Annotated in this window: 31 protein-coding genes; 1 reads left to right on the forward strand and 30 read right to left on the reverse strand. The window is 36.6% G+C overall.

Annotated elements, in window-relative coordinates; genetic code table 11:
• Window positions 1-287 precede the first annotated feature (287 nt).
• Complete coding sequence (locus tag NG809_RS07770; RefSeq protein WP_262149505.1) at window positions 288-530, reverse strand: response regulator; 243 nt, start codon at window positions 528-530, stop codon at window positions 288-290.
• 3 nt (window positions 531-533) lie between these two features.
• Window positions 534-710: a response regulator gene (locus tag NG809_RS07775; RefSeq protein ID WP_262149507.1), complete on the reverse strand. Its 177-nt coding sequence runs from the start codon at window positions 708-710 to the stop codon at window positions 534-536.
• A 178-nt stretch (window positions 711-888) separates the two neighbouring features.
• On the opposite strand from NG809_RS07775, the gene NG809_RS07780 reads away from it, so the two are divergent.
• On the forward strand, window positions 889-1,305 hold the full coding sequence (locus NG809_RS07780; protein WP_262149509.1) for a hypothetical protein: 417 nt from the start codon (window positions 889-891) through the stop codon (window positions 1,303-1,305).
• Window positions 1,306-1,362: 57 nt separating this feature from the next.
• Here NG809_RS07780 and rplQ read toward each other — a convergent pair whose 3' ends face one another.
• The 28 genes from rplQ to rplC form a co-directional block, all read right to left on the reverse strand.
• On the reverse strand, window positions 1,363-1,881 hold the full coding sequence (rplQ, locus tag NG809_RS07785; protein WP_262149512.1) for a 50S ribosomal protein L17: 519 nt from the start codon (window positions 1,879-1,881) through the stop codon (window positions 1,363-1,365).
• Window positions 1,882-1,887: 6 nt separating this feature from the next.
• Window positions 1,888-2,883 (reverse strand): DNA-directed RNA polymerase subunit alpha, encoded by a 996-nt coding sequence (locus tag NG809_RS07790; RefSeq protein ID WP_262149514.1) that lies wholly within the window; start codon window positions 2,881-2,883, stop codon window positions 1,888-1,890.
• A gap of 33 nt (window positions 2,884-2,916) precedes the next feature.
• A complete protein-coding gene (rpsD, locus tag NG809_RS07795; RefSeq protein WP_262149516.1) occupies window positions 2,917-3,525 on the reverse strand; it encodes a 30S ribosomal protein S4 in 609 nt (202 codons plus the stop codon).
• Window positions 3,526-3,544: 19 nt separating this feature from the next.
• The gene (gene rpsK, locus NG809_RS07800; RefSeq protein ID WP_034694697.1) at window positions 3,545-3,934 is read right to left on the reverse strand and encodes a 30S ribosomal protein S11; all 390 of its coding nucleotides are present in this window, start codon (window positions 3,932-3,934) and stop codon (window positions 3,545-3,547) included.
• A gap of 12 nt (window positions 3,935-3,946) precedes the next feature.
• Window positions 3,947-4,324 (reverse strand): 30S ribosomal protein S13, encoded by a 378-nt coding sequence (gene rpsM / locus NG809_RS07805; RefSeq protein WP_056026795.1) that lies wholly within the window; start codon window positions 4,322-4,324, stop codon window positions 3,947-3,949.
• Between the two features lie 9 nt (window positions 4,325-4,333).
• Window positions 4,334-4,450, reverse strand: a complete 117-nt coding sequence (gene rpmJ / locus NG809_RS07810; protein WP_007839480.1) for a 50S ribosomal protein L36 — start codon at window positions 4,448-4,450, stop codon at window positions 4,334-4,336.
• A gap of 109 nt (window positions 4,451-4,559) precedes the next feature.
• Window positions 4,560-4,775, reverse strand: coding sequence for a translation initiation factor IF-1 (gene infA, locus NG809_RS07815; RefSeq protein ID WP_027387199.1), 216 nt, complete (start codon window positions 4,773-4,775; stop codon window positions 4,560-4,562).
• Window positions 4,776-4,778: 3 nt separating this feature from the next.
• Window positions 4,779-6,158, reverse strand: coding sequence for a preprotein translocase subunit SecY (gene secY, locus NG809_RS07820; protein WP_262149531.1), 1,380 nt, complete (start codon window positions 6,156-6,158; stop codon window positions 4,779-4,781).
• Between the two features lie 8 nt (window positions 6,159-6,166).
• Complete coding sequence (gene rplO / locus NG809_RS07825; RefSeq protein ID WP_056075989.1) at window positions 6,167-6,616, reverse strand: 50S ribosomal protein L15; 450 nt, start codon at window positions 6,614-6,616, stop codon at window positions 6,167-6,169.
• Between the two features lie 118 nt (window positions 6,617-6,734).
• Window positions 6,735-6,911 (reverse strand): 50S ribosomal protein L30, encoded by a 177-nt coding sequence (gene rpmD, locus NG809_RS07830; protein ID WP_007839493.1) that lies wholly within the window; start codon window positions 6,909-6,911, stop codon window positions 6,735-6,737.
• Between the two features lie 10 nt (window positions 6,912-6,921).
• Window positions 6,922-7,443, reverse strand: coding sequence for a 30S ribosomal protein S5 (gene rpsE, locus NG809_RS07835; protein ID WP_056075986.1), 522 nt, complete (start codon window positions 7,441-7,443; stop codon window positions 6,922-6,924).
• Between the two features lie 18 nt (window positions 7,444-7,461).
• A complete protein-coding gene (gene rplR / locus NG809_RS07840) occupies window positions 7,462-7,812 on the reverse strand; it encodes a 50S ribosomal protein L18 (RefSeq protein ID WP_056075982.1) in 351 nt (116 codons plus the stop codon).
• Window positions 7,813-7,826: 14 nt separating this feature from the next.
• The gene (gene rplF / locus NG809_RS07845; protein WP_262149537.1) at window positions 7,827-8,372 is read right to left on the reverse strand and encodes a 50S ribosomal protein L6; all 546 of its coding nucleotides are present in this window, start codon (window positions 8,370-8,372) and stop codon (window positions 7,827-7,829) included.
• 17 nt (window positions 8,373-8,389) lie between these two features.
• Window positions 8,390-8,788, reverse strand: coding sequence for a 30S ribosomal protein S8 (gene rpsH / locus NG809_RS07850; protein WP_056026813.1), 399 nt, complete (start codon window positions 8,786-8,788; stop codon window positions 8,390-8,392).
• 352 nt (window positions 8,789-9,140) lie between these two features.
• Window positions 9,141-9,410: a 30S ribosomal protein S14 gene (gene rpsN / locus NG809_RS07855; protein ID WP_047442254.1), complete on the reverse strand. Its 270-nt coding sequence runs from the start codon at window positions 9,408-9,410 to the stop codon at window positions 9,141-9,143.
• A gap of 3 nt (window positions 9,411-9,413) precedes the next feature.
• Window positions 9,414-9,965 carry a 50S ribosomal protein L5 gene (rplE, locus tag NG809_RS07860; RefSeq protein ID WP_262149541.1) on the reverse strand — a complete coding sequence of 184 codons (552 nt, stop codon included), beginning with the start codon at window positions 9,963-9,965 and terminating at the stop codon, window positions 9,414-9,416.
• A 13-nt stretch (window positions 9,966-9,978) separates the two neighbouring features.
• Window positions 9,979-10,305 carry a 50S ribosomal protein L24 gene (gene rplX, locus NG809_RS07865; protein ID WP_262149543.1) on the reverse strand — a complete coding sequence of 109 codons (327 nt, stop codon included), beginning with the start codon at window positions 10,303-10,305 and terminating at the stop codon, window positions 9,979-9,981.
• A gap of 21 nt (window positions 10,306-10,326) precedes the next feature.
• Window positions 10,327-10,695 carry a 50S ribosomal protein L14 gene (gene rplN, locus NG809_RS07870; protein WP_002983226.1) on the reverse strand — a complete coding sequence of 123 codons (369 nt, stop codon included), beginning with the start codon at window positions 10,693-10,695 and terminating at the stop codon, window positions 10,327-10,329.
• A 2-nt stretch (window positions 10,696-10,697) separates the two neighbouring features.
• Window positions 10,698-10,952, reverse strand: a complete 255-nt coding sequence (rpsQ, locus tag NG809_RS07875) for a 30S ribosomal protein S17 (RefSeq protein ID WP_034678021.1) — start codon at window positions 10,950-10,952, stop codon at window positions 10,698-10,700.
• Window positions 10,953-10,963: 11 nt separating this feature from the next.
• On the reverse strand, window positions 10,964-11,149 hold the full coding sequence (gene rpmC, locus NG809_RS07880) for a 50S ribosomal protein L29 (RefSeq protein WP_262149547.1): 186 nt from the start codon (window positions 11,147-11,149) through the stop codon (window positions 10,964-10,966).
• A 12-nt stretch (window positions 11,150-11,161) separates the two neighbouring features.
• Window positions 11,162-11,587 carry a 50S ribosomal protein L16 gene (gene rplP / locus NG809_RS07885; protein WP_056075973.1) on the reverse strand — a complete coding sequence of 142 codons (426 nt, stop codon included), beginning with the start codon at window positions 11,585-11,587 and terminating at the stop codon, window positions 11,162-11,164.
• Window positions 11,588-11,684: 97 nt separating this feature from the next.
• Window positions 11,685-12,452: a 30S ribosomal protein S3 gene (rpsC, locus tag NG809_RS07890; RefSeq protein ID WP_056026828.1), complete on the reverse strand. Its 768-nt coding sequence runs from the start codon at window positions 12,450-12,452 to the stop codon at window positions 11,685-11,687.
• An 8-nt stretch (window positions 12,453-12,460) separates the two neighbouring features.
• The gene (gene rplV, locus NG809_RS07895; RefSeq protein WP_056075966.1) at window positions 12,461-12,859 is read right to left on the reverse strand and encodes a 50S ribosomal protein L22; all 399 of its coding nucleotides are present in this window, start codon (window positions 12,857-12,859) and stop codon (window positions 12,461-12,463) included.
• Between the two features lie 2 nt (window positions 12,860-12,861).
• Window positions 12,862-13,140, reverse strand: coding sequence for a 30S ribosomal protein S19 (gene rpsS / locus NG809_RS07900; RefSeq protein WP_262149549.1), 279 nt, complete (start codon window positions 13,138-13,140; stop codon window positions 12,862-12,864).
• Between the two features lie 2 nt (window positions 13,141-13,142).
• Window positions 13,143-13,964 (reverse strand): 50S ribosomal protein L2, encoded by an 822-nt coding sequence (gene rplB, locus NG809_RS07905; RefSeq protein ID WP_262149551.1) that lies wholly within the window; start codon window positions 13,962-13,964, stop codon window positions 13,143-13,145.
• A 22-nt stretch (window positions 13,965-13,986) separates the two neighbouring features.
• Window positions 13,987-14,277: a 50S ribosomal protein L23 gene (gene rplW, locus NG809_RS07910; RefSeq protein ID WP_056026836.1), complete on the reverse strand. Its 291-nt coding sequence runs from the start codon at window positions 14,275-14,277 to the stop codon at window positions 13,987-13,989.
• A 3-nt stretch (window positions 14,278-14,280) separates the two neighbouring features.
• Window positions 14,281-14,910 carry a 50S ribosomal protein L4 gene (rplD, locus tag NG809_RS07915; RefSeq protein WP_262149553.1) on the reverse strand — a complete coding sequence of 210 codons (630 nt, stop codon included), beginning with the start codon at window positions 14,908-14,910 and terminating at the stop codon, window positions 14,281-14,283.
• A complete protein-coding gene (gene rplC / locus NG809_RS07920; RefSeq protein WP_262149554.1) occupies window positions 14,901-15,527 on the reverse strand; it encodes a 50S ribosomal protein L3 in 627 nt (208 codons plus the stop codon). Before rplC ends, rplD begins: the two co-directional genes overlap by 10 nt.
• Window positions 15,528-15,561: the final 34 nt, after the last annotated feature.

A 15,561-nucleotide genomic window follows, 5' to 3' on the forward strand; every position in this document is an offset into this window, starting at 1 on the left:
TATTTTTTATAGTTCAGACAAATTTACTGAAATTTTAAATCTTTGAGTTACGGGAGTGTTATTTTGTGGTGGTTTTTTGAGTTAAATTTTAGTTAATATTCTCTTGCTCCAGAATACATGTTAAAGAGTTGTGCTGTACTTATTTTAAAGAATTCCTGGATGTAAGAACTATCAAATTAACACAAAAGAGTAATTGAAAAATATTATTTGAAACTAAAACCAGATACATTCCATATCTATCGTCATTTCCGGTTACTAAGTTCTTCACAATCGTTTTGATCATTGGTTTATTTCCAATATGATTTAAAACTTTTCTGGCAATTGAGAAACTTCATCGGGACACCGCCGTTGTAGACATCACGGATTGAACTGAGAATCTTATCCATGCTTTCGCCTTTTATGAGATAGCAAGTGGCTCCTGATTTAAGAGAGTTGAAGACTTTTTCGTCATCTTCAAAACTGGTACACATAATGAATTGGGTTTTCGGAAGATCTTTTTTGATTTTTGAAATGACATCGATGCCGAGCATATCCTAAAGCTGAATATCACTCATTACAGCGTCTGGTCGGTGAAACGAAAGTTCTTCCAAAGCATTTTTGCCATTGAAAAACTGGGCAACCACCTTCATGTCATCCTGGTAATCGATAACTTTCTTCAACGCATTGTTGTAGTTTTTTTCGTCTTCTACTATGGCTATGGAAATACTCATGCTGCTAATATTTAAAGACAAAATTCGACAGAATTAGAAACAGAATCAATTACACCTTTGGGTAATTTTAAAGTTTTTGAGTTTCCGTGGAATGGTTTAGTTTTTGTTTCTTAAATTTAGTTAAATTTTAAACACAAAAAAGAGATTTAATGTAAATTTTTTAACAAAATTATGAACTATGAAAAATATAGCTTTAGTCCTACTTTTCTTCTCGGCAGCACTTTCCAGCTGTAGTAAGGAAGGGAATAAAAATGTGATAAAAACCGATGGCGACGGAACTGTTTTGGCAGACAATGGAAAAGTGGACGAAAATATTTCTTATAACACTGATGTCAACGGAAAAAAAATGGTCAGAACAAATTATGTGTACAAGGCCACCGACGGTTCTCAGGTAAAAGTTATCTTCGATTATGAACCTGGAACAAGTGATGTAGAAATCAGCAGTAACGGCAAAACTTTTAAATTAGATAAAATCAAATCAGACGGACAAGTGACCACCTACAAAAAAGGCGATATGAAAGCCACTGTAAAAGGCGACAGTCTGATTCTGCACCAGGGGAAGAACATTATTGAACTTGTAAAATCGAAATTGTAAAACACAAAAAAACCGCTCAGAAATCTGAACGGTTTTTTTTATTTATCTGTAAGAATATTATTCTCCAGCTTTCTCTTCAGTAGAATCTGCTGATTCAGCCTTAGGCTCTTCAACTTTCTCTTCAACTGCTGGTGCAGCTTCAACAGCTACTTTTGCAGTATTTGATCTTCTACTTCTTCTTGTTGTCTTTTTCTCCTCAGCATTAGGATTGTAAAGTTCGTTGAAATCAACAAGCTCGATAAGAGCCATGTCAGCAGCATCACCTTTTCTGAAACCAGTTTTGATGATTCTTGTGTAACCTCCGTTTCTTTCTGCGATTTTAGGAGCTACTGATCTGAAAAGTTCAGTAACAGCCTCTTTACTTTGAAGATATGAAAAAACAATTCTTCTATTGTGTGTAGTATCTTCTTTTGCCTTTGTTAATAGAGGCTCAACATATACTCTTAAAGCTTTCGCTTTAGCTACAGTAGTGTTGATTCTCTTATGCTCAATTAGAGAACAAGCCATATTAGAAAGTAAAGCGCTTCTGTGTGAAGACGTTCTTCCTAAGTGATTGAATTTTTTACCGTGTCTCATTATTATTTAATTATCAGCGTCTAATTTATATTTTGCAACGTCAAAACCGAAGTTAAGACCTTTTGAATGCACCAATTCTTCTAGTTCTGTCAAAGATTTTTTACCAAAATTTCTGAATTTCATCAAATCAGACTTACTGTAAGAAACCAATTCTCCAAGAGTTTCTACTTCAGCTGCTTTCAGACAGTTTAGGGCTCTTACAGAAAGATCCATATCTGCTAATTTAGACTTAAGTAACTGTCTTGTGTGAAGTGTTTCTTCATCGTACTGAATAGATGCTTTTACAGCTTCAGTCTCCAGAGTGATTCTCTCATCAGAGAACAACATGAAGTGATAAATTAATATCTTAGAAGCTTCAGTTAAAGCATTCTGAGGGCTGATAGAGCCATCAGTTTCTATATCTAGTACAAGTTTTTCGTAGTCTGTTTTTTGCTCTACACGGTAATTTTCAATACTATACTGTACTTTTTTGATTGGCGTAAAGATAGAATCAATAGCAATAGTACCAATTGGTGCATTGTTTGATTTGTTTTGCTCTGAAGGAACATAACCTCTACCTTTATCAACATTGAAAGTAATTTCGAAAGAAACATCAGCGTTTAAGTTACAAATTACCAATTCCGGGTTTAAAACCTCGAAACCGCTCATTGATTTACCTAAATCTCCTGCTGTAATAACCGTTTGCCCCGAAACTTTAGCAACTACCTGCTCATTAGCCTGGCCATCTGCTGAAGCTTTCAATCTTACCTGCTTAAGGTTAAGAATAATTTCGGTAACATCTTCGATTACTCCCGGAATAGTTGAAAATTCGTGCTCTACACCTTCTATTTTGATAGATGAAATAGCGTATCCTTCCAGAGAAGAAAGCAACACTCTTCTCAAAGCATTACCGATTGTAAGCCCGAAACCTGGTTCTAAAGGACGAAATTCGAATTGACCTTTAAATTCATCAGAGTTTAGTAGGATTACTTTATCGGGTTTTATGAATTGTAAAATTGCCATATTGTTGGGTTGAGCAAAAATTTGATTAAAAAATTATTTAGAGTAAAGTTCGACGATAAGCTGTTCCTTGATGTCTTCCGGAATCTGGATTCTTTCAGGAGCAGCGATGAAGGTACCTTCTTTCTTCTCATCGTTGAATTGTAACCACTCGTAGTTTGATTTAGCTGCCAAAGCGTCAGCTACAACTTCAAGAGATTTAGATTTTTCTCTAATAGCGATTACATCACCAGCTTTTACCAAATAAGATGGAATGTTTAAGATTTCACCATTCACAGTTACGTGTCTGTGTGAAGTCAATTGTCTTGCACCAGATCTTGTTTTAGCAAAACCTAATCTGTAAACAACGTTATCCAGTCTTGATTCGCAAAGTTGCAATAGAACTTCACCTGTTACACCTTTACTTCTGTGTGCTTTTTCGAAAAGGTTAGCAAATTGTCTTTCTAAAATACCGTAAGTATATTTAGCTTTTTGCTTTTCCATTAACTGAACAGCATATTCAGATTTTTTTGCGCCTCTTCTTTTGTTAGGACCGTGTTGTCCTGGCGGTTGGTTTTTTCTTTTCTCGAAGTTTTTATCATCTCCGTAGATTGCAGCACCAAACTTTCTAGCAATCTTAGTTTTAGGTCCAATATATCTTGCCATAATGGGTAAATTCTAAAAATTAAACTCTTCTTCTTTTTGGTGGTCTGCATCCGTTGTGTGGCATAGGCGTCACATCAACGATTTCTGAAACTTCAATTCCTGAATTGTGAATAGATCTGATAGCAGATTCTCTACCTGCACCCGGACCTTTCACAAACACCTTTACTCTTCTTAAACCAGCTTCGTGAGCTACAGCAGAGCAATTTTCAGCTGCCATCTGAGCAGCAAAAGGAGTATTCTTTTTAGAACCTCTGAAACCCATTTTACCGGCAGAAGCCCAAGAGATTACCTCTCCGTTTTTATTTGTTAAAGAAATGATGATGTTATTGAAAGACGCCTGAATGTGCGCTTCACCAATAGCCTCAACTTTTACTTTTCTTTTTTTAACTACTTTAGTTTGTTTTGCCATAATTCCTAACGATTATTTACTAGCTTTTTTCTTGTTAGCAACAGTTTTTCTCTTTCCTTTACGTGTTCTAGAGTTGTTTTTCGTTCTCTGGCCTCTTAAAGGTAATCCAAGTCTGTGACGTATTCCTCGTTGGCATCCTATGTCCATTAATCGCTTAATGTTCAATTGCACTTCAGATCTTAGCTCTCCCTCCACTTTGATGTTTTCTGAGATATAATTTCTGATTGCAGCCAATTCATCGTCATTCCATTCGTTGACTTTTTTGTCTTCGCTGATACCGGCGTTCTTAAGGATTTCAGAAGATGTACTTCTTCCCACTCCGTAGATGTAAGTTAAACCGATAACTCCTCTTTTGTTTTTTGGTAAATCAATACCGGAAATTCTCGCCATAATTTAATGTTAACCTTGTCTTTGTTTAAATTTTGGGTTTTTCTTGTTGATTACAAACAGTACACCTTTTCTGCGTACTATTTTGCAATCAGCACTTCTTTTTTTAATTGATGCTCTAACTTTCATTTTGAAAATTTTTGTTTTTCTTTATTACCAAACGAAATCAACGACTTCACTTGTATATCTATTCTTTAACAATAGCCAAACGGAGTATTGCATCCGTCTGGCGTTTGTTTTAGTATCTAAATGTAATTCTCCCTTTCGAAAGATCGTAAGGAGACATTTCAAGTTTTACCTTATCACCAGGTAACAGTTTAATATAATGCATTCTCATCTTCCCTGAAATATGAGCGATAAGCATATGCCCGTTTTCCAGTTCTACACGAAACTGTGCGTTGGAAAGCGCTTCTGTAATCACGCCGTCCTGTTCAATATGTTTTTGTTTTGCCATAAATTAATATCCGGTTGTTCTTGACAATTTTGACTGCATCAAGCCATCATAATGATGATTTAGCAGATAAGTATTGATCTGTTGAACAGTATCTAATATTACTCCCACCATGATCAACAGCGATGTACCACCGAAAAACAGGGCAAAAGCATCTGTCTGAACAAAGCTTCCATGCACAATTGCCGGAAGGACTGCAAAGATAGCTAAAAATATTGAACCTGGCAAAGTAATTTTTGACAATATATCATCCAGATAATCAGCAGTCTCTTTCCCTGGTCTTACCTTTGGTACCAAACCACCTTGTCTCTTAAGGTCATCGGCCATTTGGTTTACAGGAATAGTGATTGCTGTATAAAAGAATGAAAAGATAATAATCAATAAGGCAAACAAAACATTGTACTGCCAGCTGAATACATTTTTAAAACCTGCAAGGAACGTGTTAGATTCGTCTACTTTTGTAAGCAAGCCAGGTACGAACATCAATGCCTGAGCAAAGATAATCGGCATTACACCAGCTGCGTTTACTTTCAACGGAATCCACTGTCTTGCACCCTGCATTAGATTTTTATTTACACCTCCTCTTGCCTGAGCTCTGCTTACATACTGAATAGGAATTTTTCTTACAGCCACCGATAATACAACAGCTAAAAGAACTACTACCATCCAGAATAGAACTTCAACCATGATCATGATAGAACCTAAACCTCCTTTACCATTCTGAACTGCGATTTCCTGTACGAATGCTTCCGGTAATCTTGAAAGGATTCCCACCATAATAAGGATAGAAATACCGTTCCCGATACCTTTGTCGGTGATCTTCTCACCCAGCCACATTGCGAATACGGAACCGCCTACCAGGATTACAATACTTGGTAACCAGAACATAATTGAATTAGGATCTACGAAATACGCAGACTGGAACTGAGCGTAAGGTAAGAACAGCTGAGTGATCGAAGTTAAATAAGAAGGTGCCTGTACAAGACAAACCCCAATTGTTAACCATCTTGTGATCTGATTCAGTGTGTTTCTACCAGACTCTCCGTCTTTCTGTAGTTTCTGAAGATAAGGAATTGCCATCCCCATCAGCTGAACAATGATTGATGCAGAAATATAAGGCATGATACCTAACGCCATCACAGAAGCGTGGCTGAACGCCCCTCCCGTAAATGACGAAAGCAAGCCAAGGAGTCCTGCTCCCTGCTTGTTTCCGCCTTGATTTTTATAATGCTCTAAGAGATCTCCCACTTCTGCAAGGTTAATCGCAGGGAGAGAGATGAAAGATGCGAATCTATACACAAGGATGATAAATAAAGTAAAGAGAATTTTTTCTCTCAGCTCTTTTAAGCTCCAAATATTTTTGAGGGTCTGTATAAATTCTTTCATTAGTATTATTATAAGGTAATTGCTTTTCCTCCTGCTTTAGAGATCAACTCTTCAGCAGATTTAGTAAACTTATCAGCAGAGATTGAAACCGCAGATTTCAATTCTCCTCTACCCATAATTTTCACTAATTCGTTTTTAGTAATCAAACCGTTCTCAATCAATACTTCTCTCGTGATCTCTCCAGTGATAGATTTGTTCTCGATTAAAGTCTGAATAGTATCAAGGTTGATTCCTCTAAACTCTTTTCTGTTTACATTTTTGAAACCGAATTTCGGTAATCTTCTTTGTAAAGGCATCTGTCCACCTTCGAAACCGATTTTCTGAGAATAACCAGCTCTAGCTTTCTGACCTTTGTGACCTTTTGTAGAAGTACCTCCTTTTCCAGTACCCTGACCTCTACCAATTCTTTTTGAATTGAAAGTAGATCCTGCAGCTGGTTTTATGTTGTTTAAATTCATTGTATTAAAATTTGATATTTGAAATTTGATATTTGAAATTTTAAAATTTCAAGTGAAAATAAGAAATTTGAAAAGAGATTACGAATCTCAAATTTCAAACTTCTAATTTCAAATCAATTTATTTTTGAACTTCAAGTAAGTGACTTACAGCAGCGATCATTCCTAAGATAGAAGGCGTAGCTTCGTGCTCTACAACTTGGTGAAGTTTCTTAAATCCTAATGCTTCAAGCGTTCTCTTTTGGGTTTTTGTTCTGCCAATAGCGCTTCTTACTTGCTTTACTTTAATTGTTGCCATTGTTTATTTATTAACCGTTAAACACTTTAGTTAGAGAAACTCCTCTCATTCTTGCGATTTCTTCTGGTCTTCTGATGTCTAACAATGCTTTGAAAGTTGCCTTTACCACATTGTGAGGGTTTGAAGATCCTTTAGATTTTGAAAGGATATCATGAATACCAGCAGACTCCAATACCGCTCTTACCGCACCACCGGCGATAAGTCCTGTACCGTGAGAAGCAGGTCTCATGAAGATATCAGCACCACCGTATCTTGCAGAAGTCTGGTGAGGGATTGTGTGATTCATTACAGGAACTTTTACCAAGTTTTTCTTAGCATCTTCTACCGCCTTAGCGATAGCAGAAGCAACTTCCTTAGATTTTCCTAAACCAAAACCGATAGTTCCAGCTTCGTCACCTACTACAACAATTGCAGAAAATCCGAAAGCTCTACCTCCTTTGGTTACTTTTGTTACTCTATTTACAGCAACGAGACGATCTTTAAGTTCTAATCCTCCCGGTTTTACTCTTTCTATATTATCTAGTCCTAACATATTTCCGAAATTTAATGATTAGAATTTAAGTCCTCCTTCTCTCGCACCGTCAGCCAGAGCTTTCACTCTACCGTGGTATACGAAACCGTTTCTGTCAAATACAATATTTTCAATTCCTGCAGCGATTGCTTTAGCAGCGATAGCTTTACCTACAGCAGCAGAAATTTCACTTTTTGTTCCGGTAGCAGCGCCCTTCTCTCTTGAAGAGGCAGATGCTAAAGTTTTTCCGTCTTTATCGTCGATTAACTGTGCGTAAATTTCCTTATTACTTTTGTATACAGATAATCTTGGCAAATCAGCAGATCCAGAGATTTTTCCTCTTACTCTTCTTTTGATTCTTATTCTTTTTTCTAATTTACTTAGTGCCATTTTCTTAATTTTTATTAAGCAGATTTACCAGCTTTACGTCTAACAATTTCTCCTACGAATCTTACACCTTTTCCTTTGTACGGTTCAGGTTTTCTGAAAGATCTGATCTTTGCAGCAACCATTCCTAAAAGTTGATTGTCGTGAGACGTTAAAGTAATAATTGGGTTTTTACCTTTTTCAGTCAATGTATCGATGATTACTTCCTTTGGAACTTCTAAAACGATACCGTGAGAGAATCCTAAAGCTAACTCAAGTTTTTGACCTGCGTGTGAAGCTCTGTATCCTACCCCTACCAGTTCTAATTTTTTTGTGAAACCTTCTGTAGTTCCCACAACCATGTTGTTGATCAACGCGCGGTACAAACCGTGTAGCGCTCTGTGTTGTTTAGCATCAGATGGTCTGCTTACAGTAAGCTGACCGTCGTTTTGCTCAATACTAACTCCACCAGTAAGCTCCTGAGAAAGTTCTCCCTTTGGACCTTTTACAGTTACTACACCTTCTTTTTCAGTGATTGTAACTCCTGCTGGAACTGTTATAATTGCTTTACCAATTCTTGACATTTTCCTTTGATTAAAAATTAATAAACATAGCAGATTACTTCACCGCCTACTTTCTCTTCTCTAGCTTTCTTATCTGTCATTACTCCTTTAGAAGTAGAGATGATAGAAATACCCAAACCGTTTAGTACCCTTGGAAGTTCACCTGAACCTTTGTACTGTCTCAAACCTGGTCTTGAAGCTCTTTGAATGCTCTTGATTGCCGGTTTGCTGGTTTGCTTGTCGTACTTCAAAGCGATTTTGATCGTACCCTGAACAGCGCTCTCCTCAAACTTGTAGTTTAAGATATAACCCTGATCAAATAAGATCTTAGTAATCTCCTTTTTGATTTTCGATGCAGGAATTTCCACCACTTTGTGGCCTGCGCTTTGTGCGTTCCTTACTCTAGTCAGGAAATCTGAAATTGGATCTGTTACCATTTCTTTGTTTTAAATTATTGGTTAATGACAGTCAGTATTGAAAAGACTTGAAGATTAAAGAATATATGGTTCCGAATGTTTCTTCACCTAATCTCTTTACCTTCAGTATCTCAACAACTTAATTGTCACTTTGATTTTTTTAATTTCATTTTATTCTAATAAACACAGACAAAATGAAGATTAGTCTCCCAGGGAAATAATAATTTTCCTGAGCGGGTGCAAAAGTACAAAAAAAATTTTAATAATATTATTTTTTTCTCTGTCTATGAGCTGACCTAATTCTGTGCTCTATTTATTAAAATACAGCTGACTTATAAAAATATAGAAGTCAGCTGTAAAAAAAAATTATTGCTTACCAACTCGCTTTTTTAACGCCTGGGATAAGACCGTTGTTTGCCATTTCTCTGAAAGTTACTCTGGAAATACCGAACGTTCTCATGTATCCTCTTGGTCTGCCTGTCAGTTTACATCTGTTGTGTAATCTTACAGGAGAAGCATTTTTAGGCAATTTCTGAAGTCCTTCGTAATCACCAGCTTCTTTAAGAGCTTTTCTCTTTTCAGCGTATTTAGCTACAGTAGCTTCTCTTTTGCGCTCACGCGCTTTCATTGATTCTTTAGCCATTTCTTAGTTCTTTTTGAACGGTAAACCGAAGTGAGTTAATAATGCTTTAGCTTCTTTATCTGTTTTCGCTGTAGTAACGAAAGTGATGTCCATCCCCTGGATTTTTTTCACTTTGTCGATTACGATTTCAGGGAAGATAATTTGCTCAGTGATTCCTAAGTTATAGTTTCCTCTACCATCGAAACCTTCAGCTTTGATACCAGAGAAATCTCTGATACGTGGCAAAGCAGAAGAAGTAAGTCTGTCTAAGAATTCGTACATTCTTGTAGCTCTAAGAGTAACCTTAGCACCTACAGGCATCCCTTTTCTTAATTTGAAAGCAGCCTCATCTTTCTTAGAGATAGTGCCAACAGCTTTCTGACCTGTGATGTTTGTAAGTTCTTCCACAGCATAATCGATAATTTTCTTATCTGCTGTAGCATCACCTAAACCTTGAGAGATAACAATTTTCTCTAATTTAGGTACCTGCATTACTGATTTGTAGCCAAATTCTTCCATCATTGCAGGAACAATTTTCTCTTTATAAGCTACTATGGGTCTTGCTATATATTCCATGTGTTATTTAAAATTATAAAGTTTCACCCGTTTGCTTGTTGATTCTCACTTTCTTATCTCCTTCGATTTTGTAACCGATTTTGATAGCTTTACCGTCTTTACCAACTAAAGCTACGTTTGAGATATGAATAGAAGCTTCTTTCTCAGTAATTCCTCCTTGCGGATTAGAAGCTGAAGGCTTAACGTGTTTTTTAACGATGTTAAGACCTGCAACGATAACTCTAGGGTCTCTTCCTTCTTTTTTGATCACTTCAATAACTTCACCTGTCTTACCTTTAAGATCTTTCTTACCGGTAGTTACGATTACGTTATCTCCTCTTTTTATTTTTAACTTTGACATTTTTTTTAAAAATTTTAAATATTAAAGTACTTCAGGAGCTAATGAAATGATTTTCATATATTCTTTGTCTCTCAACTCACGGGCAACCGGTCCGAAAACACGTGTACCTCTCATTTCTCCTGCTGCGTTTAGCAATACACAAGCATTGTCGTCGAATTTGATGTATGAACCATCTTTTCTTCTTACTGCTTTTTTAGTTCTTACTACTACAGCTTTAGATACCTGACCTTTCTTTGCGTTTCCTGATGGTGTAGAATCTTTGATTGTAACAACGATTTTATCACCAACTGAAGCATATCTTCTTCTGGTTCCTCCCAGAACTCTGATAACGAGTACTTCTTTTGCACCTGTGTTATCAGCAACTTTTAATCTTGATTCTGTTTGTAACATTATTACTTAGCTTTTTCAATGATTCTTACTAATCTCCATCTCTTGCTCTTGCTTAAAGGTCTAGTTTCAGAAATTAGAACTGTATCTCCTTCGTTGCATTCGTTGTTTTCGTCGTGTGCAGTATATTTTTTCGTCTTAAGAACGAATTTACCGTACATCGGGTGCTTTACTCTTGTAGTTTCGCTAACAACAATAGTTTTTTCCATTTTATTGCTGGAAACCACTCCGATTCTTTCTTTTCTTAAATTTCTATCCATTGTAAAAAGGATTATTGTTTGTTAGTTAACTCAGTATTTAGTCTGGCGATTGTCTTTCTCAAATCTTTGATTTGAATCGGGTTTTCAATCGGGCTGATAGCATGAGCCAATTTCAGTTTTGAATATTGAGCTTTTGCTTCAGTTAATTGATTTTGAAGATCACCCGCGCTTAAATTTTTAATATCAGCTTTTTTCATTGTATACAAAGATTAAAGAGGTTTAACAAAATCGTTAGCAACGATAAATTTAGTAACGATAGGTAATTTCTGAGCTGCAAGTCTAAGAGCTTCCTTAGCGATATCGTAAGGTACACCTCCAACTTCGAACATAATTTTACCTGGTTTTACTACAGCTACCCAATATTCCACGGCACCTTTACCTTTACCCATACGTACTTCGGCTGGTTTTTTGGTAATTGGTTTATCCGGGAAGATTTTGATCCATAGTTGACCTTCTCTCTTCATATATCTTGTAGCAGCGATACGCGCAGCTTCAATCTGTCTTGCCGTGATCCAAGCGCCTTCTGTAGCCTTGATCCCGAAAGTTCCATAAGCAAGTTGATTACCTCTCTGAGCAATCCCCTTCATTTTCATCTTATGTACTCTACGGAACTTGGTTCTTTTTGGTTGTAACATAATTTCTAAATTTTAGATTTTAGATTTTAGATTTTAGATGTTTTTTATTTTAAAAAAGTAACGGTAATTTAAAATGCAAAATTTCTAATCTAAAATTTTAATTATTATTGTTATTATTATTGTTCTTTCTAGGTCCTCTGTTGTTGTCTCTTCTGTCTCCTCCTCTATTATCTCTTCTATCTCTGTCTCCAGAAGGTCCTCCTTTTTTCTGCTGTCCTACTAATGGCATCAAGTCACGTTTTCCGTAAACTTCACCTTTCATAATCCAAACTTTCACACCTAATTTTCCGTACTGAGTCAATGCTTCACCGATGTGGTAATCGATATCTGCTCTGAAAGTAGACAATGGAATTCTTCCGTCTTTGAAAGATTCTGATCTTGCCATTTCAGCACCGTTCAATCTACCAGAGATCTGAACTTTGATACCTTCTGCACCCATTCTCATTGTACCTGCGATAGCCATCTTAACTGCTCTTCTGTAAGAGATTCTGTTTTCGATCTGCTTTGCAATGCTGTCTGCAACTAATACTGCGTCAAGCTCAGGTCTTTTGATTTCGAAGATGTTGATTTGAATATCCTTTTTAGTCAATTTCTTCAACTCTTCTTTCAGTTTATCAACCTCCTGTCCGCCTTTCCCGATAATTAAACCTGGTCTTGCAGTAGTGATTGTAACTGTAACTAACTTTAATGTTCTTTCAATATAAATTCTTGAAATACCACCTTTAGATAATCTAGCTTCAAGGTATCTTCTGATTTTGTAATCTTCAGCGATTCTGTCACCGTAGTTTTTACCACCAAACCAGTTAGAATCCCATCCTCTGATGATACCTAATCTGTTACCAATTGGATTTGTCTTCTGTCCCATACCTTGAATTAATTTTCTTTTGTACCTAAGATTAGCGTAATGTGGTTTGATCTCTTTCTGATTCTGTAACCTCTACCTTGTGGTGCCGGTCTCAGTCTCTTCAATTGTCTTGCACTGTCTACAAAAATTTCTTTAACGATAAGGTTTGCCTCTTCAATATCAGCACCTTCGTTTTTAGACTGCCAGTTTGCCATTGCAGAAAGAAGAACTTTCTCCAATTTATTAGATGCGTCTTTTTTAGAATATTTTAGAATGCTTAAAGCTTTTTCAACTTCTACTCCTCTGATGATATCAGCTACTAATCTCATTTTTCTTGGAGAAGAAGGGCAATCGTTGTGTAACGCTTTCGCTACATCCTGATTAGTTAATTTACGTGCTAATGCACTTTCTCTTTTTCTTGATCCCATGATTATCTGCTACCTTTGTTTTTGTTACCACCATGACCTCTGAAAGATCTTGTTGGAGAAAATTCGCCTAACTTGTGACCTACCATGTTTTCTGTAACGTAAACCGGGATAAATGCTTTCCCGTTGTGCACAGCGATAGTCTGTCCTACGAAGTCCGGAGAGATCATCGATGCTCTAGACCAAGTTTTGATAACTGTTTTCTTATTAGCTTCTATATTTGCCTGAACCTTCTTATCTAAAGTATGATGAATGAACGGTCCTTTTTTAAGTGATCTTGCCATAATTATTTTCTTTTAGATACGATGTAACGGTTAGACACTTTGTTTTTCTTTCTGGTTTTGTAACCTTTAGCAGGCATACCGTTTCTAGATCTTGGGTGACCTCCAGAAGAACGTCCTTCACCACCTCCCATTGGGTGATCTACTGGGTTCATTACTACCGGTCTTGTTCTTGGTCTTCTACCTAACCATCTGCTTCTACCAGCCTTACCTGATACAGTTAACTGATGATCTCCGTTTGAAACAGATCCAACCATTGCATAACATTCAGTAAGGATCATTCTGGATTCTCCTGAAGGCAATTTTACGATGGCGTATTTACCGTCTCTTGAAGTTAATTGAGCTGAAGAACCAGCACTTCTTGCCAAAATTGCACCTTGGCCAGGCTTCATCTCGATACAAGAAATCACAGTTCCCAAAGGAATGTTTTTCAGTTTCATTGCGTTACCGATGTTTGGTTCAACGCTTTCTCCTGATATGATTTTCTGATCTACTTTGATCCCGTTTGGAGCGATGATATATCTCTTCTCTCCGTCTGCATATTCAACTAAAGCGATGAAAGCAGTTCTGTTTGGATCGTACTCTACAGTTTTTACCGTTGCTTCAACATCATGTTTGTTTCTTTTGAAGTCGATAATTCTGTATTTCTTTTTGTGTCCACCTCCGGTGTAACGCATGGTCATTTTACCAGTTTGGTTACGTCCACCTGACTTACTAATACCAACTGTAAGAGATTTCTCTGGTTTGTTGGTAGTAATTTCCTCAAAATTGTTTACAACTCTGAATCTCTGTCCTGGGGTGATAGGTTTTAATTTTCTAACAGACATTACTATTATTTATAATTAATAATTAATTTACAGCGAAAATATCGATAACGTCACCTTCTACAAGTTTGATTACCGCTTTTTTCAATTTGTTGGTCTTTCCTACTTGAAGACCTTTTTTAGTGTATTTCGAAGAAACCTTCGGAGCATAAATCATTGTATTAATGTCTGCTACTTTTACACCGTAAGCCGCTTCCACAGCTTTTTTTATCTGGATCTTATTCGCCTTAGGATTAACCAAGAAAGAATAAGTACCTCTTAAATCTGTAAGGTAATTAGCCTTTTCTGAGATAACTGGTTTAATAATTAGTGACATGATTTATTTCTTTAAATTTTCCTGGAATTTTTCTACTGCACCTTCTAAGAAAACAATCTCACCTGCGTTGATAAGGTCATAAGAAGAAATTTCGTTGAATTTCATCACCTTAGTCTTAGGCAAGTTTCTTGAAGATAAATACACATTCTTGTTTGTATCAGGAAGAATGAATAAAGATTTTGTATCGTTTAATGACAATGCATTTAAGATTGTAACGAAATCTTTAGTTTTAGGAGCTGAAATGCTCAATCCTTCAACAATTTTGATGCTGTTGTCTCTCATTTTCTGAGAAAGAACAGATTTTTTAGCCAATCTCTTAAGAGCTTTGTTCAATTTGAATCTGTAGTCTCTTGGTTTAGGACCGAATACTCTACCCCCACCTCTGAAAGTTGGAGATTTAATATCACCGTATCTTGCAGAACCAGATCCTTTTTGCTTCTTAAGTTTCTTGGTAGAAGCAGTAATTTCGCTTCTTTCCTTTGATTTATGAGTACCTTGACGCTGTGCAGCAAGATATTGTTTCACTTCTAAGTAAACCGCGTGCTTGTTTGGCTCAATTCCGAATACTGTTTCGTCTAGAGTTACTTTCTTTCCGGTTTCTTTTCCTGATGTATTTAATACTACTAGTTCCATTTTCTGATAATTACATAAGAATTTTTAGCTCCCGGAACAGCACCTTTTACTACTAAAAGATTTTGTTCTTGATCCACTTTTAATACCTGAAGGTTTTGTACAGTTACCTGCTTACCTCCCATTCTTCCAGCCATTCTCATCCCTTTGAATACTCTTGAAGGATCTGATCCGGCACCGATAGAACCTGGAGCTCTAAGTCTGTTGTGCTGACCATGAGTTGCCTGCATTACACCTCCAAAGCCATGTCTTTTAACAACACCCTGGAAACCTTTACCTTTTGAAGTTCCTGTTACGTCAACAAATTCACCTTCTGTGAACAAATCAACTTTTACTTCTTCTCCTACTTTTACTTCGTCTACGAATTCTCTGTAGAATTCTACCAACTTAGCTTTAGGAGCAGAACCAGCCTTTTTAAAATGGCCAGCTAACGCTTTACCAACGTTCTTCTCACTCTTGTCATCGAAACCTAACTGAACAGATTTGTATCCGTCCTTTTCAATGGTTCTGACCTGTAAAACCGAGCATGGACCTGCCTGAATAACTGTACAAGGAATATTTTTCCCTGCTTCGTCAAACAAAGACGTCATACCGATTTTTTTACCAATAATACCTGACATTGTTTATGTTATAATAAAATTTATCCTTTGTTTA

It is taken from the genome of Chryseobacterium foetidum (genome assembly GCF_025457425.1).
In the GTDB taxonomy this organism is placed as follows: Bacteria; Bacteroidota; Bacteroidia; order Flavobacteriales; family Weeksellaceae; genus Chryseobacterium; species Chryseobacterium foetidum.